We start from the raw sequence: 24,022 nt of genomic DNA on the forward strand, positions 1-24,022 counted from the left end.
AGGAACCTCGATTATTTGGATTTATTCACACCAAACCCTGGCAGGTTGGCTAATTGGGCTGTTACAAAATTGGCGGTATTTTGCATGGAACCAAGCAGGCTATCGAGCGCACCATAACGTTTGCGCAAGGTATCTTCAAAACTTGCCAGGTACCGTTCAGCCGCTTCACTTGCTTTGGTATTCTGAGAGAGTTGATCACGTAGGACCGATTCTTTGGTAGCAATAATGCCACCAGCTTGACTGAATTCAGTAATGTACTTGTCTAATTTATCCACCAAGCCATCGTCTGCACCAAAAAAACGGGCCATATCATCATAATTTTGGTCAAGCGTGCGCTCAAAGCGCTGACGGCCAGACTCACCACCAAATTCACGATTGCTACTGATGGATAGCTTTCCATCATTCGTGAAGCCTATGCCCATTTGGAAGAGGGTTGATACATTACTGTCTGCAACATCCAGCTTTAAGCTGACTAAGTTTCTAAGCTGTGACATTAGGCTTCTGGGTAAAGGATCACCAGACAAAGATCCGCCCTCAGCCTCTACTGTTTTGCCATCGCTCGACAATTTTCTGCCTTTCGTCAAATCAGCGACCAAGGTCACCACAGCATTGTAGCGCTCAATAAAGGTGTTGATTTTTTCTTCCGCCGCCTCTTTGTCGGTGGCAATTTCCAAACGAATAGGATTGCCCGGCTCAGTCAGCTCCTCGGCAAAAATAGTGGTATCCTGAATAACGTTTTTAAAGGTGTTGGTTTTGCTGGTTGCGGTAATACCATCGACTTCAATAATGGCATTGCGGGCATTACGACTGTATTCAAGACCGGCCGGATCAGGGCCGGTCGCTACGGTCGATAATTTATCAAGCTCTGCATTGTTGTTACTAATAACCAGATCATTGCCATCCCCGGTAACCTTGGAAGTAAATACCATTTTGGTACCAAGGCCATCACCGGCATTGATCAAATTGACATCAACGCCAAAGTTGTTTTTATTCTGGTTAATACGTAAACGTAACTGATCGAGTGTCATGCCTGCAGTTACGTTGATGGTAAAGTTCTTGCCATCGGCACTGAAGGTTAACTGGCCTGCGGTGGTGGACACCACATCATTAGCAGAAGTAAAGTCACCATCGGCAGACTCGAGCCGACTGCCACCAGCCAGCTGATTAACATTCACTTCAAACCGACCTGGCGCTGCACTGAAATTGGTTTCAGCACGAAAATAAGTTTTGTCTTCAGGCTGATTAATCAAAGCCTGGCGTTGATTCAGCTTTGTACCGCCAATGTCACGGCTAGCTTGACGTAGGCCGGATAAGGCCGACTTAAGCCGACCAAATCCGGATAAAGAAGCATCCAGCTGTTTTCTGGTGTCCTCGATGCGGCCCATTTTTGTCTGACGCTCAACGTTGACAAAGGACATCACCAAGTCATTAAGTGGTAAGCCAGAGGCTGACCCTAAAAAGTTTACACCAGACATTGTTGAATACTCCTACACTCTTTTATCGATTAACAGGCCAATCGATTGCCCCATCTCCTCCTGGAGTCGTTTAATATCCTGCGCAACTTTCAGAATTTCTTCTGTCGGTATTTGCCGTATTAACTCATCCGTTGCCAGATCCCTGACTTTGATGATGGAGCGACCAGACAGATCATCAATGGTGAAGCTTAACCCACGTTGATCCAGTTCGACCGCCTGATTGATAACATCCACTGCATTTTGCAGCTGCTGCTTATCAACCGGCTCGGCAGCCGCAGCCTGCATGGGCTCTGACGCCGCCTTGCTGTTATTGGGCAAGGTAGCGGAAGAGCTGCTTAGTGCGGCTTCCGAACCTTGCGGTAACGGAGTGACCATAACAGCCGCACTTGTTGCATTCACACTACTCATTGCTTAACTCCTTATCGACCCGAGCGGCGAAAACTTTAAAGCGAGTTTTCGCCGACCGTTTCAATTAAGTTTAGCCCAACAATGACAGAGCCGCCTGAGGCCGCTGATTTGCCTGCGCCAACACAGTAGTACTGGTTTGTTGCAAAATCTGTGCCCGGGTTAGCTCAGCGGTTTCTCTCGCAAAATCTGTGTCGCGGATCCGGCTACGAGCGCCAGAAACGTTCTCAGAAATGTTGGTCAAGTTACGAATCGTAGCCTGGAAACGGTTTTGCAAGGCACCCAAGTCGGCACGCACACCATCAATCCGTGTCAACGCGCTATCAATCGATGCCAGTGCAGCTGAAGCACCACCAACGGAAGAGATGCTCAGGGTTGACAAACCAAGGCCAGAGGTACCAAAACTCTTACCGTCGTTACCAACACCAGATAAGTTGATGCTGATGGTTTGACCTGCATTAGCGCCTACCAGGAACACAGCAGAGTAGGTACCATTTAGAATATTTTGCTTACCGAACTGGGTATTGGCCGCAATACGGCTCATTTCCAGCTTCAACTGCGTCACTTCTTTTTGCAGTGCTGCCCGGTCGGATGAGTTGTTGATACCGTTCTGAGCCTGAATCGCCAGCACCCGGATCCGCTGCAATGAGTTGGTAATTTCTTCCAGAGCACCTTCAGCGACCTGAGCTACAGAAATACCGTCATTGGCATTACGTACCGCTTGATCCAAGCCATTAATTTGGCTGGTTAAACGGTTAGATATTTGCAAACCGGCTGCATCGTCGGCTGCACTGTTGATCCGGAAGCCTGATGACAGACGCTTAAAAGCGACGTCCAGCGCATTACCAGAATTAAACAATTGACGCTGAGCATTCAGCGACGAGGTATTGGTATTGACAAATAAAGACATGAGTCACTCCTTAGTATCCAGCACGGGTTCTGCAAAACCGTTATGCCTTCTACTTTGTTTTTGCACTACGGGTATCGGTGGTTACCGACGTACCGTCAACGGAGCCAAGCTGCAACTCGGCTTAACCAGTGTTTCGGCTTGGTTCATGAGAACTTTAGGGAAAATTTCGTTTTTTTTTATAAATTCGACGAGAAAAAATTAAACCACTGTTTTTGTTCAATAAATTTCAAATAAAAAAGCCACCTAAACGGTGGCTGATGAGCAGAGTAAGGCAATTTAAGAGTCACTCCGGAGTATATTTCCTGCCTTTTGGCCTTTGTTCTATCCGGCAAAACTGCAATTTAACCGGGGCTAAAAGTGGCCTCTCTTGTCTTGCTCGTTAAAATCGGTTTATCCTGAGTCAAGCACCAGCAAAGCAGCTTGAGGTCGTTGATTCGCCTGTGCCAGCACACTGATACTACTCTGCTGGATAATTTGAGTCCGAGTCAGTTCTGTGGTTTCTTTCGCATAATCGGTATCTTTGATACGACCACGTGACGCAGAGACATTCTCACTGACATTACTCAGGTTTTTAATGGTCGATTGCAGAGCATTCTGGATGGCACCATAATCAGTCCGTGCACTATCGATTTGTAACAAAGCATCATCTATGGAAGCCAAAATGCTTTCAGTATCATCCTCTCGCAAGTCCACTTCACCTAAGTCCAGGCCATCCGGACTCACCCGATAATCCTGATCAAGAACGATTACCTTTTTTTGCCCGGCTTCAGCGCCTATCAAAAATGTCAGCTCCCCTGCCGTTCCATCCAACAAAGGGATCCCGGCAAACTCGGAGTTGGTTGCAATTGAATCGATACTCTGACGCATTTGATCAAACTCTTGCTGCAATGCATCCAAATCGACCTCAGTGTTCAAACCATTCTCAGCTTGAATAGCCAAAACCCTCATACGCTGAAGATTGGTTGCGATTTCATCCATCGCACTATCAGTCACCTGCACCAACGAAATAGCATCATTTGCATTGCGCACCGCTTGATTCAAAGCAAGAACCTGGTTGGTCAAGGTACCACTGATCACCAGGCCAGCCGCATCATCTGCTGCCCTGTTAATCCGATACCCCGAACTCAGTTTCTCAAAAGTTGAACTCAAACCTGCTGTCGCGTTGCTCAGCAAACGTTGAGATGCCAATGAAGACTGGTTGGTATTTACCATCAATGCCATACTGACTTCCTTCTGACAAGCTACCAAACAGGCCACGGCATGGCGTCAAACAGACGCCGCCGCTTCTATGCCTGCAGGTCAATAGGTTGTATGCTCACATGGCGCTCTGCATGAATCAGATACACTCATCTGATCATGCAGAGACCAAGGTGAACAACCCTATTGTCTGGCAAAATCCTCACCTACTCGTGAGAACTCCGCTGTCACTGAGGCTGAATTACTGCAGCAAACTCAGGGCAGCCTGTGGCCGCTGGTTGGCCTGCGCCAACACAGTGGTACTGGTCTGTTGCAAGATCTGCGTACGTGTCAGCTCTGCAGTTTCCTTTGCAAAATCGGTGTCGCGGATCCGACTACGTGCACCAGATACGTTCTCCGAAATATTGCTTAGATTTCGGATCGTAGCCTGGAAGCGGTTCTGCAGCGCACCCAAATCAGCCCGGGTACCATCAATAATGGCAATGGCACTGTCGATGGAGGCCAATGCTGCTGAAGCACCTGCAACACTGGAGACACTTAAACCAGCCAGCCCCAAACCTGAAGTACCAAAACCACCGCCGGCACGGGACAAATTGATGCTGATGTTTTGGCCTGCATTGGCACCGACCAGAAATACTGCTGAGTAGGTACCTTGCAACAGATTTTGTTTACCAAACTGGGTGGTCTCGGCAATCCGGCTCATTTCCAACTTCAGTTGTGTCACCTCTTTTTGCAGCGCAGCGCGGTCAGCTGAGTTATTGATACCATTCTGTGCCTGGATAGCCAGCACCCGGATCCGCTGCAGCGAGTTGGTAATTTCATCCATCGCGCCCTCGGCGACCTGAGCCAGTGAAATACCATCGTTGGCATTACGAACTGCCTGGTCCAAACCATTGACCTGACTGGTCAAGCGGTTGGAGATTTGCAGGCCAGCCGCATCATCGGCAGCGCTGTTAATCCGGAAGCCGGATGACAAACGCTTAAAGGCAACATCCAGCGAGTTGCCCGAGTTAAACAATTGTCGCTGGGCATTCAGCGACGAGGTATTGGTATTGACGTATAATGACATGGTTGTTCTCCTGTCTGAATTTATCGCATGGAAAAATTAAATCCATACAGTCTATATATCGGAAAAATAAAGACAAACTTTAGAAAACATCTAAAAATAAACACTTTATAGCGAGAATAAATCATAAATGAAAAAAGCCGCAATTGCGGCTTTTTGGTTTGAAGCAGGAGTATCCTTTTACTGCAGCAGACTTAAAGCTGCCTGTGGTCGCTGATTTGCCTGAGCCAATACTGTAGTGCTGGTCTGCTGCAGAATCTGAGTACGTGTTAGCTCAGCAGTTTCTTTTGCAAAGTCCGTATCACGGATCCGACTGCGGGCACCAGCTACGTTCTCTGAGATATTCGTCAGGTTACGAATCGTCGCCTGGAAACGGTTCTGGATGGCACCAAGGTCAGCACGAGTACCATCAATAACTGCAATGGCACTATCCAAGGCAGCCAATGCTGCAGAAGCACCGGCAACTGAAGAAACGCTCAATCCTGCCAAACCAAGACCTGAGGTACCAAAGCCGCCACCGGCTCGTGATAAGTTAATGTTGATATTCTGTCCGGCGTTGGCTCCAACCAAAAAGACTGCAGAATAAGTACCTTGCAACAGATTTTGTTTACCAAACTGGGTGGTCTCAGCGATACGGCTGATTTCCAGTTTTAACTGGGTCACTTCTTTTTGTAAGGCCGCGCGGTCAGCAGAATTATTGATACCATTTTGGGCCTGAATAGCCAGCACCCGGATCCGTTGCAACGAGTTGGTAATTTCATCCATCGCACCTTCCGCCACCTGAGCCAGAGAAATACCGTCGTTAGCATTTCGGGCGGCCTGATCCAAGCCATTCACCTGGCTGGTTAGACGGTTAGATATTTGCAGGCCTGCCGCATCATCAGCTGCACTGTTGATGCGAAAACCTGAAGAAAGACGCTTGAAAGCCACATCCAGTGCATTACCAGAGTTAAATAGCTGACGTTGCGCGTTCAGTGATGAGGTATTGGTATTGACGTAAAGTGACATAATAAATCTCCTGCCTGCTTCGCTGTATCGTTGTGTTGTGAGGCTGTCACAACATCATCTCAGATACTTATTTATCGGAAGCTAAGGCAGGAAGTTTAGAGGAATTTCGATTTTTTTTTGATTTCATCTAAAAAAAATTAGCTAGCCTACATTTACGCATGTTTATCTCAAAAAAAATATTTAGCGAAGAAAGTCGAATAGTGACACACCAGATACCTTGGTAAAGGTTGCCGAGATCGCCTGCAAAGCAATTTCTTGCTTGGTGATTTCCGTTAATGCAGCAGCATAATCCACTTCAGATAAATCAGCCCGATACGACTTGTTGTTGATTTTTAAATCTTCATTGGTTTCAAACACACTATCAATCACATTGATACGACCACCAACATTGGCCATGAAGTTATCTACTTTATCGGCAGAGTTGGAAATTTGGGATATAGCATCCAAGATACCTTCATTGAGCTGAAAAGCCGATAAATCAGGATTCTCAAGCCGAGCAATGAATTCTTCCAATGTGTCCAGAATGTTCTTTTTCTCTGGTGGCTGTAAACTAAAATCCACCTGTCCCGGCACAGCAGGGCCGTCAACCGTGATGCGGGTACCACGAAAGTTAATGGACTCCCCGGCCGTATAGGTTCCGGTCACCGGTGGTACCAGAGCAGTACCATTTTGTTGAATTTCGTATTGATCCGGTGCGGTAAACACTACATTGAAGGTATTGTTCGCCGGAGTCAGGTTGTCGTAGTTAGAGCGATAAAACCGATCGAACTGATCCTGATTGGTCACCGTAATCGATGCCGAAGTTGCGCCACCAGCCACGATAGATGCTGCACTGGTTTTAAATCTTGCTGGCACATCATCAAACACAAATTTGCCGCTATCGTTACCAGGTAAAGCAATGGTCGGAGAAATCTGCAATGATTTCTGGCCATCATCCCCTTCAAATTCATAGCGTCCGGATACCGGATTAAAAACATAAGGTACATTCTTATCCTGGAAGCCGGCAAAGATATAACCTCCTTCTGCATTCTTAGTGTTCATTAAGTCTTGCAGCTCAATCTGAATATTACGAAGCTCTGCAGCTACAGCTCTTAAATCTTCCTCCGCATAGGCCCCATTACCAGACGCGATCGCCAATACCCGGGCTCGATCCATGGAGGTGCGCATGTTGGATAAAACGGTTTCCTGCAGTGCAAGATTGTTCTTAAGTAAAATGGAGTTGTTTTGATATTGCTCGGTCTGCGCCAGGCTTTGATCCAGCCCCAGTACCTTGGCAGAGGAAGCCGGATCATCGGCCGGAGTCAATATCCGAGTCTGCTTGGTCAGTTGTTCCTGTGCCCGGGACATCTTGGCGTTGGTGTTCAGTACACCATTCAGGCCCAGATTGAATTTCATATTGAACGACATGCGCATAGGAATTACCTCACTGCCGCCAGCAGCGTATCAAAAATGGTTTGTGATGTAGAAATAATCCGGGTCGCCGCCTGATAGGTTTGTTGGAACCGAACCAAATTGGCAGCCTCTTCATCCAGACTAACGCCCGATAAAGACTCAAACCACAGCTTGCTTTGTTGCAACAAGGCATCATTCGCAGCTTCACTGTTGCGGGCCTGATTGGTACGCTCACCGATCAAACTCACCATCGATGCATAAGTTTGATTAAAACTGGCACTGTTCACACCACCAGGCGTTGATAATGCATTGAGCCGAGTCGTTGTGGTATCGGTTTGTAAACCGGCAAGTTGCAAACCATTCCGGTTATCGTTAAAGCCACCACTATTGAATTCAATGGTAAAAGTATCACCGGCACTTGGAATACCGCTAATTGAAAAGTCAAAACCGACATCGACACCGGCTTCTTCAAACAAATTCTGATAGTTGGCCGAAGCAAAATTAGGGTTTGCGATTACGTTACCCACATTGTCTTCAATCTGAAAACTGTTGCTACCCAGGTAAGTCACTGTCCAGGGGCCATTAACCAAACCAGCAGGAGCTGTAAAACCATAGTCGGGTGCAGTCGCAGGGGTAGTATCCGTAACCTGCAAGTTAGCAACTTTCCCATTTCCTAAATTCCCAAGCGTTTGATCAATCCGAATGGGTGACGCCAGGGCAATATCCTCCGGCCGGGTCGTAGCCATGCCAACTTGCCGAGCGGCTGTCGCCAAAGGTTTAAACTCAAACTGATCACCAACAGCGCCATTAATCTCAAAGCTAAAACCATAGAGATCGCCACCGGCATCATCGGCTGTTATGGTGGCAGGAAAACCAGCCACAGTAACCACGATTTCAGAGCCGGCAATCACGTTGCCTTTTAAATCGACAGCTTGTACTTGTACCTCAGTGGCCGATAAGACAGTCACACGCAGATCATTCGGTGGGATCTTGCTGCCCTGACCAGCCTCTACGGTACCGGTTAAACTGGAACCAGCACTGTTGCTCTGATAGGGAAAGCCACTAAAGCTTGGCAAGGTAAACAGTGGGCCACCCAGCTCACCATTTAAGTTCATTCCCAGTTTGTTCTGCTCGTTCAGGGCATCGGCCAGCGATAGCGCGACCTGACCAAGTTTATTCTGGGTGGGGTCAAGAATCTCTTCACGAAAAGCAATCAGCGCACCCAACTTACCCCCCAACTGCTTGACATTGATGTCACGGATGACATTGGTATTGCCGGATAACTGTAAACGCAGCTCTTTGCGGGAAGGATCCGGATTGCCGCGCGCAGCTAGCAGAGAAAAGTCACCATTTTCTACCACCAGGGATTGACCAGTTGCCATAAATACTAGCTTCTCACCGTTTCTGGCATCCAAAGTACGAATTTCGACCATTTCGGACAATTTCCGAATGGCTTCGTCACGCTTATCCAACAAGTTCAGAGGAATTGGACGACTGGCGCCAGTACCATAACTGGCAATTTCTTTATTCAACTGGGCAATTTGCTTGATGTAACCATTGGATTCATCAACATAAATATCCAGCTGCTGGTTGATAAACAAATCTTGATCCAGCACCAGGGTCGACATGGTGTTGAAGCGATCCAGCAATGCTTCCGAACTGCCGATGATCAGCTGGCGGTTCGCAAGCGTTGTTGGGTCGTTATTGGCAATCTGGAATTGATCAAACAGCTGATTCATGCCAGTCGCGATGCTGTTGGCGGGATTGGAAAACAGCGCGTCTACCCGGTTGGCTTCATCCAGGTACTGTCTGGAAAATGCATAGGAAGATGTATCACGACGCAGCTGCTTTAAGGTAAATTCATTGACCAGCCGCTCAGTGGTGCCTTTGCCAACGCCTAGCCCCAGGATTTGCGCTTCGAATTCAGTACGTTGACGAACATAGCCTTCGGTGTTGATGTTGGCAATGTTGTTACTGGTGGTATTCAGCAAGGTACTGCTGGCCATGACGGCTGAAGACCCTATTCTGAGTAAGTTATCCGACATCTTGCGACTCCACCAAAGTGTTTGTTACCACCAACCATAGCTGTTATCGGCCAGTATCCGTTAATCTTGAACTGTACTGCGAAAGGCCCGAATCGTTGGGCTGCTTAATACCGACTTAATTTTCTCTGCATAATTTGGATCCGTAGCATAACCTGCCGCCTGTAACTGGCGAAAATATGCCACGCTGTCCGAGGCAACTTTCACCGCATCCTGATAGCGGGCACTGCCACGAATAAACTGCACATAGTCTTGCAAGCTTTGTTCCGGCGAGGCATAGGCCCGAAACTTCGCTTTTTCTTTTTGGGCCACGCCTTGGCGGTATTCCAAGGTATCCACCACTGCTGTTTCCCCCTGCCAACCGCGGCTGGCTTTAATACCAAAGAGGTTGTAACTGTTTTCACCATTCGCAGTGCGGATCATATGCTGGCCCCAGCCTGTTTCCAGTGCCGCTTGTGCTACCAAGGCCAAAGGATCAAGCCCAAGCGCAGAAGCAGCCTCCCGGGCAGCTGGTAACAAACGCTCCACAAACTCTGCCGGTGAAGCAACCTGCCAACTGCTGGGTTTTTTCACTGCTTTGGCAGACAGCGCTGCTTGCGGTTCTGCAGCAGTGGCCTCCATACGAGTCCTCTGCTGCTGGCTTTGGCGCTGTATCGGCTGCGGCATCAGTAAGTCACCAGGTATAGGCGGACGTGCACTGCTTACAGCAGCGGTTGGATCAAGCTGCTGCACAATCAAGTCCGCCAGCCCCAAACTACCACTTTGCGACAGATCTGAGGCCAACTGGTTGTCGTGCATATCGCGGTAAAAACGCGTGGTTTCGCTGTGCATCATGCCTTCGGCTTCAAAGTGTGCATTGGCTTCACGCATACTTTTAAGCAACATATTCATAAATATGGCTTCAAACTGCTCTGCTGCCTGGCGCAAGCCTTGCTTTTCATCCTGCCCCGCCGACTGGCGTATTTGCTGCAGGCTGTTGATATCATGGTACGACAGCGGCTGGCGAATTGAGTCCATACCTATGCTCCTAAATCACCACCAGCTCGCCATGAATGGCACCGGCTTCTTTGAGTGCTTCTAAAATCGCCATTAGATCACCCGGCGCTGCCCCTACCGCATTGACGGTGCGAACCAAATCATCCAGCGTGACACCAGGATCGAATTTAAACATCCGAGAACGCTCAGGATTCACATCGATGATGGTGCTTTCTTCTATCATGGTTTCCCCGCCAGCAAAGGGGTTAGGCTGGATCACCCGCGGATTTTCCGCAATGGTCACGGTTAAGCCGCCATGGGTAACCGCCGCAGGAAAGAGCCGGACTTCTTTACCAATCACAATAGTACCGGTTCTGGAGTTGATAATAATGCGTGCCGAGTTACTAGCTGGCTCGAAAGTCAGGTTCTCTAAGGTCGACAGATACGCTACCCGCTGACTCATATCTCGTGGCGCTCGCACTCGAATAGAGGAGCCATCCAGAGAGTATGCGGTATCCGGACCGATAAACTCATTAATGGTCTCGGCCAATCGGCGTGAGGTGGTAAAATCCGGCCGGTGAAGATTAAAAGTAATGTAATCGCCATCAGCAAAAGGTGACGGCACTTCCTGCTCAACAGTCGCGCCATTGGGGATACGGCCAACCGTTGGCGTATTGACCAGAATACGTGAGCCATCCATGCCTTCCGCACCCAGGCCACTGACAATCAGGCTACCTTGAGCGACCGCATAGACTTCGCCATCCAGCCCCACCAAAAAGGTTTGCAACAAAGTACCGCCACGCAAACTACTGGCACTGCCAACCGACGATACAGTGACATCTATGCTCTGACCTGGTTTGGCAAAAGGAGGTAGTTCGGCATGCACCGCCACAGCAGCCACGTTTTTTATCTGTGTTCGACTGCCGGGCGGCAAATTAATGCCGAAGTTGGACAACATGGCGCGAAAGCTCTGCTCGGTAAAAGGGCTCTGCTCACCGGTCCCCGGCAAGCCAACCACCAGACCATAGCCTACCAGTTGGTTGCTGCGAACACCTTCTACGTCCGCGACATCTTTCACCCGAGCAGCCTGTACGCTGCTGGTCACCAGCAAAAAGCCAAGCAGTATTAGTCGTTGCCAGAAGTTCATACACTACCCTCAAAATGGCCAGGCTGGCCCTGAGAAGAACCGGGTAAGCCAACCTGGGGATTGACCACCATGAAATGCACCGGTACCACTGTACTCAATACGGGCATTGGCAATTTTATTCGACTCGATGGTGTTATCGCGCTCGACATCTTCTTGCCGGATGATGCCCGTTAACCGGATAAACTCTCTGCCAGTATTGAGCTGTAACCACTTTTCACCGCGGATCAACAAGTTGCCATTGGGTTGCACTTCAATCACATTGACCGTGATATCTCCGGTAAGGCTATTGCTCTGATTCGATTTGGCATCCCCTTTAAAATCATTGCTGCTGTTGGTACCTAGCTGAATAGTATTCAACTGGCGACCACCTAAGCCAACGATGGGATCAATTTGGTTGCTACTGTCACGCTGTGTTTCAGTGCGGGCATTTTTTGAGGCCTGAGTTCGCTCCCTCAGCACCACCGTAATAATATCGCCCTCGCGCCGGGCGCGGCTATCCGAGTACATGCTGTTGGCATAGCGTGCCTGGAACAAGGAACCATTTCGCTCAATGGCTCTGGGCGCAGGTGCCGGCGGCATTGGCGCATAAAAAGGATCGTCCTGCTTGGGCGGCTGCATACTGGAGCAACCGGCCAGCAAGAGTCCACAGGTAACCGCAGTTAAAACTCGCATCACCGCCTCCTTCAATTAAAGTTGTTGAATGGCAAAGCCAAGCATCTGATCCACCGATGAAATGACTTTGGAGTTCATCTCATACACCCGCTGACTTTCAATCAAGCTAACCAGCTCTTCAGTGACATTGACATTGGAGGTTTCCAGCGCTCCTTGCACAATCAAGCCTAACCCCTCCAAACCGGGGATGCCCTGCACCGGATCGCCGCTGGCCGCAGTTTCGCGAAACAGGTTTTGTCCAATAGGTTCTAAACCAGCCGGATTGATAAAGTTGGTCACCGTGATCTGCCCTAACACCGCATTATCCGCCTGGCCGGGGATCCGTGCTGAAACCTCACCATCTTGCGATACGGTAATACCTGTGGCTTCAGGTGGTACCACAATGTTTGGCTCCAGCTGAAAACCTGCCCCGGAGGTCACCATATTGCCATCCTGATCGACGGTAAACTGGCCATTACGGGTATAGGAAATGGTGCCATCAGGCATCAGGATCTCAAAAAAACCATGCCCCTGAATCATCAAGTCAAGGCTATTTTCGGTGGTAATCATGTTGCCCTGAGTAAAGTTTTTCTGAGTTGCCACCACCTTGGTACCAGCGCCTATCATCAGGCCGTTGGGCAGCTCGGAGTTTTGCGATGAGCGACCACCGGGTTGATTGACATTCTGATACAGCAAATCCTCAAACACCGCCCGGCTCTTTTTAAAGCCTATGGTGCTGGCATTCGCCAAGTTATTTGAGATAACAGAGATATCCCGCTGCTTGGCATCTAAGCCCGTTTTACTTATCCACAATGCTGGATGCATGATTGCCTCCTTCGCTTAACCCATGATGTACAGAAGCGAATCTTGCTTCTGATCGATTTGTTGTGCGTTCTTCATCATTTTCACCTGCATTTCAAACTGTCGTTGCAAGCTAATCATATGTGTCATTTCTCCCACCGCATTGACATTGCTGCGCTCAAGCGCGCGGTTAATCAGAACCACCTCCGGACTTTCCGGTTCAACCACGCCATCTTTGCGCCGGAACAAGCCATCCAGGCCTTTTTCAATGTCTGCAAGCTCTGGGTTCACCAACTTTATGCGACCGACCTCAAACAAAGCTTCAGCTGGCGCGCCTTGGGGTAACACACTAATAGTCCCGTCCTGGCCAATTTCGACTTTGGCCAAAGGCAAAGGAAGTTGGATCGGCCCATCTTCTCCAATCACTGGCAGGCCACTGGCTGTTTCAAGCATGCCAAAAGCATTGATTTGCAAACTGCCGGCTCTGCTGTAGGCTTCACTGCCATCGACCGACTGGACGGCAAACCAACCATCACCTTTAATGGCAATGTCGAGGTCGCGTTCGGTCATCACCAAGGGACCAGCGTCAAAATTATGACCAGGACGCTCTGTCATCGAAAACACACGGGTCGGTAAACCGGCACCAAATGCCTGCATGGCTCTGGCTTGTTCAAAATCCGCTTTAAAACCGGTAGTGCCGACATTGGCCAGGTTATTGGCCCGTACACTGATAGCATGCTGATTTTCTTTGGCTCCGCTCATGGCGATGTAGAGCAAATTATCCATCACGGCCTCCTGCTAATTAACGTGGTTGTGGCTGCTAGCTTTAAACAATGCAAAACAAGTGCCACAACCTGCTTTATGGTGCAAAAACAGCAAAGCCACCCGCAGGTGGCTTTGAAAAGCGATATGGAAGGGATTAACGTATCTGCAGGATGGTCTGCTGCAAGGTACTGTTTACCTCAAGCGCCCGCGAGTTGGCCTGGAAGTTGCGCTGGGCACTGATCAAGTCCACCAGCTCAGTGGTCAGGTTCACATTCGATTGCTCCAGTGCCGAGGAATTGATAGCACCAAAGGTACCCACATTGGCCTGGCCGGCAATGGGCTCGCCCGAAGTAATGGTCTGCTGCCAGGAAGTATTGCCTACCTGCTTTAGTCCCTGAACATTGGCAAACTGCACCAAAGTGACCTGAGCCAGGTACTCTTCATCACCATTGCTGTAGGTGGCGAGTACCCGTCCAAAGGCATCGATATCCACCCCGGTCAGATTACCCACCGTAGTACCATCCTGACTTAAGTTGGTGACATCAAAAGGTGCTGCGTATTGCGTTGGGGTACGAATACCAGCCGGATCACGGAAGTTAATCACTACATCCGTCAAAAACTCAGCGCCATTGGTCAGGTAGCCATTTAACGGATCATTCAGGGTGGCAGCATTCAGTGCCAATACCGGTGGTGTTGGTGGTGGACCTGGAGGAATGATCAATTCACCACTGGAGTCAAATTGAAGGGTCGTCGGTCCAAAAGGGGCAGCCGTCACATCATCCCACACTGCAAATACTTCCCAATCACCTACAGCTGCCTTACGGAAATACATACTCAAAATATGCGGCTCACCTAAGCTGTCATACACAGTCACTGAGGTGGAGTGACTGTATGTCGCTGGATCCGTGGGCTCAAAGGTGGTGGTATTGATCAGCTCGGACGAGTTCAGGTTCGCTGTAATAAAGACGTTATTGGTCGCACGAGGGGCACCGGCCGTGGTTGGAATCGAGATTGGCTGGGTAGTGCTTAAACTCACCGATTGATTCTGACCGGTAGATGGGTCCACGCTAAACCCCTGCAAATAATTGCCGCGGTTATCGACAATAAAGTTGTCTTTATCCAACTTAAAGTTACCGGCCCGGGTGTAGGTAAAATCGCGCGACAAGCGATCCGGCGTAGTGGCAAAGAAGCCTTCCCCGGTAATCGCCAGATCAAGCGAGTTATTGGTAAATTGCAGCGAGCCTTGGTTAAACTGCTGTGCCACCACCGAGGTTGTCACACCATCCCCTACTTTGGTTCGGCCGGAAGCAAAAATCGAGGTTGCATAGACATCAGCAAACTCAGCACGCGACTCTTTAAAACCGGTGGTATTGACGTTGGCTATGTTATTGGCGGTAACGTCCAGATCTTTTTGTGCTGCGGCCAGGCCGCTTAACGCGATATTAAAACTCATAACTCACCTCTCATCCAAGGCTATGGCAGCGGCCATTAGCCGTAAGAAATCTCACGTACATCTGCTAATTTAAAGGCACCCAAGCCAACCAGGTTCAGGGTTATCCCTTTGCCAGATTGACCTAAACTGACACTGGAGACCGGCGCATACACCATCACCGGTACCGACTGATTCTCACCACCCATATTCGCATCTACTTTGATCTTGTAGACCCCAGGTGGCATGTCCTGATCCTTTGAGTTGGTACCGTCCCAAACAAAGTCAAACTTACCAGCTGCTACTTCAGGGATAGTGATGGTTTGCACCAATTCGCCATTGGGCTTTTCAATACGGACCCGCACATTGGTAGCGCGCTGCTCGAAATCAATAATACCGCGCGACAAGTCCTGACCGGTGAAAACCATTTCTGATGAAGGCACCAGCACACTGCGACCTACCAGCGAAGAAGCCTGCAACGCTTGATTCGAACTCATGCTCTCAGCAAAACTCTTGAAATTGGTATTGAGCGAGCTGATGCCATCGGCCATGGTGAAATTGGTCATCTGAGCAATCATCTGATCATTCTCAACTGGCTTGGTTGGATCCTGAAACGCCAGCTGCTGCGTCAGCAAAGCAAAGAAGTCAGCCTGGGTCAAAGCACCATTGTTACGATCCGGTACTTTGTTATCGTCCTGCCAGTACAGATCCCGACTCAGGCCATTGGTTGCATTGATGGTCATCACTCAGCCCTCATTACTGTTGCTGACCAAGACGCAGTGTCCGGATCAACATTTTCTTGGCCGCATCTGCGGTATTCACATTGGTTTCATAGGAGCGGGTAGCTGATATCATATTGGCCATTTCTTCCATCACATTGATGTTTGGCTTGTAGATAAAACCATTCTCATCAGCCAATGGATGATTTGGGCTGTATTCCATATTCAGCGGTGCATCGGACTCCACTATCCCCAACACCTGTACTCCGGACACTTCCCCCTGCATCCGCTTGGCCTCGGCCAGCTCTGCCGCAAATACAGGATGACGGCCGCGGTAAGTCTGCTCGATACTGCTGCTCACACTGTTGGCATTGGCAATGTTACTGGCGGTGGTATTGAGCCGGACTGACTGAGCAGTCATGCCGCTGCCGGCGATATCAAATACTTTGAAAGAGCTCATGGTTATTGTCCTTTGACTGCTTTTTTCAAACTGCTAATCCGGCCGTCCAGAAACTGCAAACTGGTGCGATACGCCAAATCATTTTGCATAAAGAGGTTACGTTCACGGTGAATATCGACGCTGTTGCCATCACCGGTATCGGGTTGGTCTGGATTACGGTATTGCATCTCTTTTCGTACCGAGCTATCGATAGCAAAGTGTTTTTCATGGGTGCGGGCAGCCGTCCGTCCTTGCCGATGCTGAGCGTTCGCCAGTACTTGCTGGAAATCAATATCCCGCGCTTTAAACCCTGGCGTATCCGCATTGGCAATATTCTCGGCCAACACCTGAGTGCGCTTCTCGCGTATCACCATGGCTTCTGGGTGCATGCCAAAGGCATTTTTGAAACTGATTGACATGGTATTTGCCTCATTTCCATCCAACTGATGAAATCAAAGCAAAAGATGGGCCAAATATTTTTTTAGATGCTATTTAGGTAGGTATAAGAGGTGTTAAACCTTTTTACGATAGATGATGCCAGGGTTACAACGAATCATTTCAAAGTCAGAGTTCACACTGGATAACGACTCAGAAGCGCCTAAAATCAGGTAACCACGGGGCCCTAAAGCCCCAGCGAACTGCCGGATAATCTTGGCTTTTACCTCAGGGGAGAAGTAAATCAGCACATTGCGGCAAAAGATGATATCGAACTTACCCAGCAGTGCGTAACTGTCCAATAAATTGAGGTGGCGGAAACTGACATTCTTCCGCACGGCAGCTTTTAGCCGCATCATGCCGTTGCCACTGTCTTCAAAAAACTTAGCCCGCCGCTCAGGCGATAATCCACGGGATAATGCCAGGCCATCGTATTCAGCTCGCTGGCAATGCTCCAGCATGGTATTGGAGATATCGGTTCCCAGCACATGAAGCCCCAAGCTAAAAGCACCCGGTCGGCTTTGCTGGTATTCAAGCCCGGTCATGGCAATGGAGTATGGCTCCTGACCTGAAGAACTGGCCGCCGACCAGATTTTTAACGTACGGCTGGTTTTTTCCAGCTCAGGCAGAATTTGCTTCTTTAACAATTCGAATGGATAGGTATCCCGAAACCATAAGGTTTCATTGGTCGTCATCGCATCTATTACAGCAGAACGCAACTGGCGCTCAAAAGGGCTCAGGGTTTTTGCTACCAGCTCAGACAAAGACGCCACATTAAAGCGGGCCATCAAAGGACCAAGCCGGCTTTTCACCAAGTACTGCTTATTATCGCCCAGCACGATACCGCATTGCTGCTCCAGAAAGTCACGGAACACCTTGTACTCGCTGTCTTGCAGCTCACGATTTGGCATCGATTGGTTCCTTAACTGCCATTAATCCACATGCAGCCACTTCTGAACAGATTCGGCCAGCTCATCGGGGTTAAACTTGGCGATGAAATCATCTGCCCCTACCTTTTTTACCATCTGCTGATTAAAGACACCACTTAATGAGGTATGCAGTATCACATGCAGTTTTTGTAGTTTTGGTTCAGCTTTCAGGGCAGCGGTTAGGGTATAACCATCCATTTCCGGCATTTCAATATCAGAAATTAACAAACCCACTTTTTCAGTAATGGATGACTCACAATCGGCTGCTGTTTGCTGCAAAAACTCAAAGGCCTCGCGGCCATTTTTCACCAGGTGCATTTTTACACCCAGATTTTCCAGAGCTTTTTTCACCTGATTTCGCGCGACTGCCGAATCATCGGCAATCAGGATGAAGCGCTCCCCCAAATCATGCTGGACAGTATCAATCGAAATATCTTTGCTTAAACTGGTTGGTGAAGGGCTAATTTCTTCCAGAATTTTTTCCACATCTAGAATTTCAATCAACTCCCCATCCACCTCAGTCACTGCGGTCAGATAGCTCTGCTTACCGGCGGTTCCTTCTGGAGGAGCCATAATGGAATCCCAGTTGATATTAATGATGCGCTCAACACCTTGCACTAAAAAGCCCTGGACGGAGCGGTTGTACTCAGCAATCACTACGAAACTCGTTGCTAAATCGGTAATCGGCTTACCGCCAATCGCCAGGCTCAAATCAATCACTGAAATGGTTTGACCGCGAACATGGGCAATGCCACGCACCCATTTATTACGTTTTGGTAGCGCCGTTAAATTAGGGCACAGCAATACTTCGCGCACTTTAAAGACATTGATCCCATAGCGCTGCTTGCCTGGAAGGCGAAACAGCAGCAACTCCAACCGGTTTTGTCCCACCAGTTGCGTGCGTTGATTTACGGAATCTAAAATACTTGCCATCTGCGGCTCCTGTCATCGGGCAAAGAGGATCGATTCTTGCTATTGCACTACAACGAGGCGCTTTCAATTCAAACCGCCTGAATTTTGACACTGGTTTTTATTACCGAAACTCGTCACTAAGCATAGCCGAAACCTTATGAAAATGTACGATAAAATCTGCTGCATTGCCAAAATTATCCTGCCAATCGTGGTTATTTTCACCACGATAGCTGTAAAAGCCGATGCACCGCTCCATCAGTACTCGACAGAAGAGCTGACTGAGCTGGCATTGCAATGGTTGAATGAAACGCAGCAGCAAGATGAACAAGCAGAGCGTCAGTGGCAACTGCAGGGCTTGGATCCCCGCATCGGGGTAAAAAGCTGTGCTGCACCTGTAGAGCTAAGCTTGCCCGGTGCCCTGCGCAATCGCCAGGCCACAGTACAAATTCGTTGCGAAGCCCCTCAACCCTGGCAACTCTTTATACCTGCCCGCTTCACTGACCTGGTAACAGCTGTGGTCGCGCGGCAAAACCTATCGCCTGGCACTCGGTTAACTGCCGACATGCTGCAACTGGAACAACGCGAGCGGCGCTTGCAGCGCGGTACACCCGTTGATAACCCTGAGTTTATTTTAGGTGCCCGTAATCGCAGAGCTATTAGCCTGGGCCAAATTATTAGTCTGCAGGATCTTTGTCTTGTATGTCGTGGCGATGTTGTTACAATTCATGTAGATCATGCAAGCTTAAGTGTCAGCGCCACAGGCATTGCCGAGCAGGATGGTAGCCTGGGTGATTTGATTCGGATACGAAACCGTCAATCAAATCAGCTGATTGAAGCCAGTGTAACGGCAGTGAATGAAGTAAAAGTACACTTTTAATCATTCACAGAAAAAAATTCTAAAGTTTTCTATATCCCTGCCGTTAGTATGAGCATAGGGAGTTTGATCAGTAGGTAGAGGTTTCAGATGGTCAGTCAAATTAACAACACCCCGCCAGCCAATGCTGGCAACCAGGTAAAAAAAGAAACGGTTGAACAAACCAACCAACGGCAGCAGGTTACGCAGCAAAAACAGGCTGGCGCTACCCCACAGCCGACAGCACCGCAAGCCAAGCAGGACTCTGTGTCAATCACGCCACAGGCCAAGCAAATGGCGCGCTTGCAAGAAAAAGCCAACAACAGTTCTGGCATAGATCAGGAAAAGGTTGAAAAAATTAAACGGGCTATCGCTGATGGCAAGTACCAGATTAATGTCGAACAGTTGGCCAAACGCATTATGCAATTTGAGAGCGAAATTTTTCGTAAAAACTGATGACAGCCACTGACCTGAATACCCTACTGTTACAGCAAAAGGAGCACCTGGATGTGCTCCTTTCGTTATTGCGGCAAGAAATTGCCGCCATCGCCAGTCGTCAGCCAGATGAATTGGAAAGCCTTGGCCAACAGAAAGTAGCTTGTCTGGAGGCCTTGCAGCAACTTGATCAACACATTGCTGAGCATCCACAACTGCAAGACGCAAGACAAACTGAAGATTTCCAGCAGGCTGTGTCGGAAATGGAACAGCTACTGACCAACTGCAAACAACAAAATGAAGTGAACCGCCTGGCACTGGAACAAAGCCAGCTCAACTTGCAACACTTCAAAAATGAACTGTTGCAGCTGCATGGGAAATCAGGACTGACTTACGATCGCAAAGGCAAACCAGCGGTCGACCATAAAGGCAAAGGCTTTAAAGCTTGACCATCTCTTTGTAAAACATTCTTAATAATAACGGACATGCCGAATACGACGTTGTGGCTGCTGTGCCTGATACAACTCATAGACATCCCTAAAATCCAGCTCCAGCTCTGTGGCATAGGCATCCCCTACCGGATAACTTTTCACCACCCGGGCACCCCGAATCACCCCCTGTACTGAGGCTCTTAACTGCTCATCACGGACCAGTAATTGCTGCATACTGGTAGTGGCATCAATGCGCTGACCATAGACTTGCTCTGCCAACTCACGGTAAGCATCCAGCTTGGATGCCTGTAATGCCATCAGCATTTTATGCTGCTCGTTTTCTCCAGGTTGCAATGATAAAGGTGCATAGCCCACAGCCCGAAGCACCGGGAACTGCTCTGGCGGTACAGTTTCCCACTCTACATGGCGATCTGCTACCAGACTGCAGGCCGACAACAGCAGTAAGCTGCAAATAATCAGGATTTTGTTCATCATCAATCTCCACAGGTGATACATTTTAAAAGCAAAACACGCGCCAACTTGCCTTAACGATCCTGGTTTTGAGAACAGTGGTACACAACTTGCTTTTTCAATCGTCAGAGACCAACTAACGTCAAAAGTCTGGCATAGTTTAGTGCTGAGGAAAATCATCATGCGAATGCTGTTTATTGGGCTAGGATTGCTGCTTATCAGCTTGAGTGCTGCAGCCGACTGGGTTGAAGCCAGTGGTCAGGCGGTGATCCGCGGTGGTGACGAAGCCGAAGCTCGCACCAAAGCTACCGAAGATGCCGTCCGACGGGCCTTGCTCTATGCCGGAGCCTCCATCAGCAGTGTACAGCAGGTGACTAATGGCTTACTGACAAAAAGCTCCATGCAATGGCAAAGCCATGCAGAAGTAAGGCAAATTGAGCTGGTCCGAGAGCAGCGCATTGGTCGGACTCTCGAAGTGACTATTCGGGCCGATATTTTCCCACAACATGCGCAATGCCAAGGTGCGGGCTACAAAAAGCCGCTGCTGGTTAGTCCCTTTACACTTCGCAATCCACAACAAAGCGTGATTGGCGATCTGCAAACCATTGGTGAAGTCAGCGCCAGAAAGGTATATCAGCAGCTGCAAGGATTATCGAATAGCTCGATACCAAGCTGGCTTGACTACCCGGATCTAAACCGCCACTTGTCTGCAAGAGAGCGCAGCAGTTTAGTGCAGCAAACTAACGCGGATTATCTGGTCACTGCCAGTATCGAAGATGTCTCTTTGGGTGAGCGGACAGATATGAACCTGCGGTTTTGGTCCGATGCCAGACGTGAGCGCTTTTTTCACATGCGGTTGCAACTGCAACAATTAAGTACAGGCAAGGTGCTATTGCAACAAGAGTACCGTACTCAAGCCCGCTGGGATTTCCGCCAACGTACCAGCATACCACCATTGGATCACCGCTTTTGGTTGACCAGCTATGGTGAGGCCATTAACCGGGTACTGGATGCTGCAGTCATCGATATTGAAGATGCTTTGCGCTGCGAGCCCTTTATCGCAACTATTACTGAAATCGGCAATAACAGACTGCACTTAAAAAGCGGTCAAAACGTCGGACTTAGACGTGGTGATGAGCTCACCATCTTGTACCGACAACAAGGTATTCGGGCTGATAATACCCGCTTTCGCGTCAGCCCACTGACGGTGCGTATTACCGATCTTGGTTATGATTGGGCCATTGCCGAAAGCGTGGGTGAGCGCTTACTCAGTAATGTACAAGTGGGTGATGCCGTGACCAAGCTTACCCCCTAGCTAATCAAAAATACGGGTGGAATCTACACTCTTTATTCAAATTTATGGAAACAGCCTTTACAGGACTGACCACTATCTGTACAATTCGCGCCTCCACTTGGCAAGTCAGCTGAAAAGCTGAACGCGCAAAGTCATGGGCCTAACGAAACTCTGTTTCTATGGTAGCCAGACCGCACATTCTAAAGCGTCCACTTGCCTCGATGGAATAACACTGTGTTGCTGGCCTAGGAGCCCACACATCGATTTCCCACCAATGATCGGGGTACAGATCCACATGGTATCAAAAATCAAACAACTCAGTTTGGGTGTATTGCTGGCACTGAGCGCCACTGCAGCTCAGGCGGAAATTCGCTTCAACGGCTTTGCATCCATTCAAGCAGGTAGCACCTTATCCAGCTCTGATAGCCTCTATGGCTACAATAACGAAGTCGACTTTAAAAACGAATCTCTGTTTGCCTTGCAGGCCCAAGCTGATCTTGGCGATCGTTTGTCCGTGACCGCTCAGCTGATGGGACGTGGTGCCAATGATTTTAATGCTGAGTTTGAGTGGGCTTACCTGACCTATGAACTGAACAGCCAAACCCGTATCAATGCAGGTCGCCTGCGCACACCTTTCTACCGCTATTCCGATTTTATGGATGTCGGCTATGCCTACGACTGGGCCCGGGTACCGAGCTCGGTCTACAATCTGGATTTTAATAATCTGGAAGGCGTTTCTCTGGTCCGCTTTGGTCAGTTAGGTGAGGTAGATTCTACACTGCAATTGATCCTGGGAAGCTACAGCGGTACAACCGCCATTACCCCAGCCCCAGCTGATGCAACTATCGAACGAATTGCCGGTGCTACCTGGGAGCTGGTACAAGGTGATTTCAGTGCCCGGCTGGCTTATTTAACTGGCAAACTGACGCTGGTTGATCAAGATGGCGAACTCTCAGGTTTGCTCAACCTGCTGGAACAATCAGGCTTTGCCAGTACCGCCAGTCAAATCCGCATCGATGATGCCAGCAGTGCCTTTATGGGGCTTGCTTTAGGCTACGATAACGGCAGCCTGGTGCTTAGTGGTGAAGTGGTCCGTGCCCGGGTGAAAGATACCGTGATCCCAACCCAGAATGGCTATTACCTGTCGGCGGGTTATCGAATCGACAGTTACACGCCTTTTGTCAGCTTTGAGCGTCGTGATAATGATGGCAAGGCAGAGATTTATCAGGCATTGGCTGCCGAAAATCTATTCCGGCCTGCTGTCACTACAGTAGTAGAATCCTTCACCACCAAGCGTGACACCTGGAATATTGGCAGCCGCTATGATTTCCATCCATCCGCAGCACTGAAAGTGCAGTTTAGTTCACAAAAAGACAAAGTAGCCGATCGTCGTGATCAGTTGCTGACTGTCGGTATCGATCTGGTCTTTTAAGGAGCTAGCTATGAAAAAGTTTTTGCTTGCCAGCCTGGCGCTTGTTTCATCCGTCTGTGCTGCTGATATTGCGATTATCGCTCACCCGGCAACGGCTGATGTCAGCCTGGAAGAAGTATCCCGTATTTTTATGGGCCGGGCCGGCAGTCTGATGCCGGTTAATTTGCCAGAGAACAACCCACTGCGCGATCAATTCGAGCAAGAAGCGTTGGGCCGAAGCCCGGCACAGATGAAAGCCTACTGGTCTCGTCTGGTATTTACTGGTAAAGGCCGGCCACCGGTTGAAGTAGACTCAGTCGCGGCTAAAATCGAATTTGTCGCCGCCAACCCGAACAGCCTGGGCTATATCCCTGCCAGTGAAGTGACCGATCAGGTACGAGTCATTGCCACCCTAGCCAACTAAGATCCG

26 protein-coding genes and 1 riboswitch are annotated in these 24,022 nt (G+C 49.1%); of the genes, 6 read left to right on the forward strand and 20 right to left on the reverse strand.

Annotation, left to right across the window (positions count from 1 at the left end):
* Positions 1–11: 11 nt before the first annotated feature.
* The 19 genes from fliD to BLW37_RS07525 all read right to left on the reverse strand — a co-directional run bounded on the left by fliD (position 12) and on the right by BLW37_RS07525 (position 18,718).
* A complete protein-coding gene (gene fliD / locus BLW37_RS07435) occupies positions 12–1,475 on the reverse strand; it encodes a flagellar filament capping protein FliD (protein ID WP_091341495.1) in 1,464 nt (487 codons plus the stop codon).
* 12 nt (positions 1,476–1,487) lie between these two features.
* Positions 1,488–1,883, reverse strand: a complete 396-nt coding sequence (locus tag BLW37_RS07440; protein WP_091341496.1) for a flagellar protein FlaG — start codon at positions 1,881–1,883, stop codon at positions 1,488–1,490.
* A 70-nt stretch (positions 1,884–1,953) separates the two neighbouring features.
* The gene (locus BLW37_RS07445) at positions 1,954–2,790 is read right to left on the reverse strand and encodes a flagellin N-terminal helical domain-containing protein (protein ID WP_091341498.1); all 837 of its coding nucleotides are present in this window, start codon (positions 2,788–2,790) and stop codon (positions 1,954–1,956) included.
* Between the two features lie 390 nt (positions 2,791–3,180).
* A complete protein-coding gene (locus tag BLW37_RS07450; RefSeq protein ID WP_091341500.1) occupies positions 3,181–4,011 on the reverse strand; it encodes a flagellin N-terminal helical domain-containing protein in 831 nt (276 codons plus the stop codon).
* A gap of 217 nt (positions 4,012–4,228) precedes the next feature.
* Positions 4,229–5,056, reverse strand: coding sequence for a flagellin N-terminal helical domain-containing protein (locus BLW37_RS07455; protein ID WP_091341501.1), 828 nt, complete (start codon positions 5,054–5,056; stop codon positions 4,229–4,231).
* 177 nt (positions 5,057–5,233) lie between these two features.
* Positions 5,234–6,061, reverse strand: a complete 828-nt coding sequence (locus BLW37_RS07460; protein ID WP_091341503.1) for a flagellin N-terminal helical domain-containing protein — start codon at positions 6,059–6,061, stop codon at positions 5,234–5,236.
* 180 nt (positions 6,062–6,241) lie between these two features.
* Positions 6,242–7,474 (reverse strand): flagellar hook-associated protein FlgL, encoded by a 1,233-nt coding sequence (flgL, locus tag BLW37_RS07465; RefSeq protein ID WP_091341504.1) that lies wholly within the window; start codon positions 7,472–7,474, stop codon positions 6,242–6,244.
* A gap of 5 nt (positions 7,475–7,479) precedes the next feature.
* Complete coding sequence (gene flgK, locus BLW37_RS07470) at positions 7,480–9,498, reverse strand: flagellar hook-associated protein FlgK (protein WP_091341506.1); 2,019 nt, start codon at positions 9,496–9,498, stop codon at positions 7,480–7,482.
* A 60-nt stretch (positions 9,499–9,558) separates the two neighbouring features.
* Positions 9,559–10,512 carry a flagellar assembly peptidoglycan hydrolase FlgJ gene (flgJ, locus tag BLW37_RS07475; RefSeq protein ID WP_091341508.1) on the reverse strand — a complete coding sequence of 318 codons (954 nt, stop codon included), beginning with the start codon at positions 10,510–10,512 and terminating at the stop codon, positions 9,559–9,561.
* 10 nt (positions 10,513–10,522) lie between these two features.
* On the reverse strand, positions 10,523–11,617 hold the full coding sequence (locus BLW37_RS07480; RefSeq protein ID WP_091341509.1) for a flagellar basal body P-ring protein FlgI: 1,095 nt from the start codon (positions 11,615–11,617) through the stop codon (positions 10,523–10,525).
* 9 nt (positions 11,618–11,626) lie between these two features.
* Positions 11,627–12,289, reverse strand: coding sequence for a flagellar basal body L-ring protein FlgH (gene flgH / locus BLW37_RS07485; protein ID WP_091341511.1), 663 nt, complete (start codon positions 12,287–12,289; stop codon positions 11,627–11,629).
* A gap of 15 nt (positions 12,290–12,304) precedes the next feature.
* A complete protein-coding gene (gene flgG, locus BLW37_RS07490) occupies positions 12,305–13,093 on the reverse strand; it encodes a flagellar basal-body rod protein FlgG (protein ID WP_091341513.1) in 789 nt (262 codons plus the stop codon).
* A 15-nt stretch (positions 13,094–13,108) separates the two neighbouring features.
* Positions 13,109–13,855 carry a flagellar basal body rod protein FlgF gene (locus tag BLW37_RS07495; RefSeq protein WP_091341515.1) on the reverse strand — a complete coding sequence of 249 codons (747 nt, stop codon included), beginning with the start codon at positions 13,853–13,855 and terminating at the stop codon, positions 13,109–13,111.
* 133 nt (positions 13,856–13,988) lie between these two features.
* Positions 13,989–15,287, reverse strand: a complete 1,299-nt coding sequence (gene flgE / locus BLW37_RS07500) for a flagellar hook protein FlgE (protein ID WP_091341517.1) — start codon at positions 15,285–15,287, stop codon at positions 13,989–13,991.
* Between the two features lie 35 nt (positions 15,288–15,322).
* Complete coding sequence (locus tag BLW37_RS07505) at positions 15,323–16,006, reverse strand: flagellar hook assembly protein FlgD (protein ID WP_091341519.1); 684 nt, start codon at positions 16,004–16,006, stop codon at positions 15,323–15,325.
* Between the two features lie 13 nt (positions 16,007–16,019).
* On the reverse strand, positions 16,020–16,442 hold the full coding sequence (flgC, locus tag BLW37_RS07510) for a flagellar basal body rod protein FlgC (protein ID WP_091341520.1): 423 nt from the start codon (positions 16,440–16,442) through the stop codon (positions 16,020–16,022).
* 2 nt (positions 16,443–16,444) lie between these two features.
* Positions 16,445–16,840 carry a flagellar basal body rod protein FlgB gene (gene flgB / locus BLW37_RS07515; RefSeq protein WP_091341522.1) on the reverse strand — a complete coding sequence of 132 codons (396 nt, stop codon included), beginning with the start codon at positions 16,838–16,840 and terminating at the stop codon, positions 16,445–16,447.
* Positions 16,841–16,933: 93 nt separating this feature from the next.
* Positions 16,934–17,767 carry a CheR family methyltransferase gene (locus BLW37_RS07520; protein ID WP_091341523.1) on the reverse strand — a complete coding sequence of 278 codons (834 nt, stop codon included), beginning with the start codon at positions 17,765–17,767 and terminating at the stop codon, positions 16,934–16,936.
* Between the two features lie 21 nt (positions 17,768–17,788).
* Positions 17,789–18,718: a chemotaxis protein gene (locus tag BLW37_RS07525; protein WP_091341525.1), complete on the reverse strand. Its 930-nt coding sequence runs from the start codon at positions 18,716–18,718 to the stop codon at positions 17,789–17,791.
* 136 nt (positions 18,719–18,854) lie between these two features.
* Here BLW37_RS07525 and flgA point away from each other — a divergent pair, with 136 nt between their 5' ends.
* The 3 genes from flgA (at position 18,855) to BLW37_RS07540 (ending at position 20,434) form a co-directional block, all read left to right on the forward strand.
* Positions 18,855–19,574, forward strand: a complete 720-nt coding sequence (gene flgA / locus BLW37_RS07530; protein ID WP_091341526.1) for a flagellar basal body P-ring formation chaperone FlgA — start codon at positions 18,855–18,857, stop codon at positions 19,572–19,574.
* An 87-nt stretch (positions 19,575–19,661) separates the two neighbouring features.
* Complete coding sequence (gene flgM, locus BLW37_RS07535; protein WP_091341528.1) at positions 19,662–20,006, forward strand: flagellar biosynthesis anti-sigma factor FlgM; 345 nt, start codon at positions 19,662–19,664, stop codon at positions 20,004–20,006.
* Positions 20,006–20,434, forward strand: a complete 429-nt coding sequence (locus tag BLW37_RS07540; protein ID WP_091341529.1) for a flagella synthesis protein FlgN — start codon at positions 20,006–20,008, stop codon at positions 20,432–20,434. Before flgM ends, BLW37_RS07540 begins: the two co-directional genes overlap by 1 nt.
* A gap of 21 nt (positions 20,435–20,455) precedes the next feature.
* On the opposite strand, the gene BLW37_RS07545 is transcribed toward BLW37_RS07540, so the two are convergent.
* Positions 20,456–20,908, reverse strand: coding sequence for an LPP20 family lipoprotein (locus BLW37_RS07545; RefSeq protein ID WP_091341531.1), 453 nt, complete (start codon positions 20,906–20,908; stop codon positions 20,456–20,458).
* A 160-nt stretch (positions 20,909–21,068) separates the two neighbouring features.
* On the opposite strand from BLW37_RS07545, the gene BLW37_RS07550 reads away from it, so the two are divergent.
* The 3 genes from BLW37_RS07550 to BLW37_RS07560 all read left to right on the forward strand — a co-directional run bounded on the left by BLW37_RS07550 (position 21,069) and on the right by BLW37_RS07560 (position 24,016).
* Positions 21,069–22,202, forward strand: a complete 1,134-nt coding sequence (locus tag BLW37_RS07550; protein ID WP_091341533.1) for a flagellar assembly protein T N-terminal domain-containing protein — start codon at positions 21,069–21,071, stop codon at positions 22,200–22,202.
* An 89-nt stretch (positions 22,203–22,291) separates the two neighbouring features.
* Positions 22,292–22,380, forward strand: a riboswitch (cyclic di-GMP riboswitch).
* Between the two features lie 96 nt (positions 22,381–22,476).
* Positions 22,477–23,613, forward strand: coding sequence for a porin (locus BLW37_RS07555; RefSeq protein ID WP_091342020.1), 1,137 nt, complete (start codon positions 22,477–22,479; stop codon positions 23,611–23,613).
* 10 nt (positions 23,614–23,623) lie between these two features.
* Positions 23,624–24,016, forward strand: coding sequence for a type 2 periplasmic-binding domain-containing protein (locus BLW37_RS07560; protein ID WP_091341534.1), 393 nt, complete (start codon positions 23,624–23,626; stop codon positions 24,014–24,016).
* The last annotated feature ends 6 nt before the right edge of the window (positions 24,017–24,022 follow it).

The sequence above is a fragment of the Alkalimonas amylolytica genome, assembly GCF_900107845.1.
Lineage (GTDB): Bacteria > Pseudomonadota > Gammaproteobacteria > Enterobacterales > Alteromonadaceae > Alkalimonas > Alkalimonas amylolytica.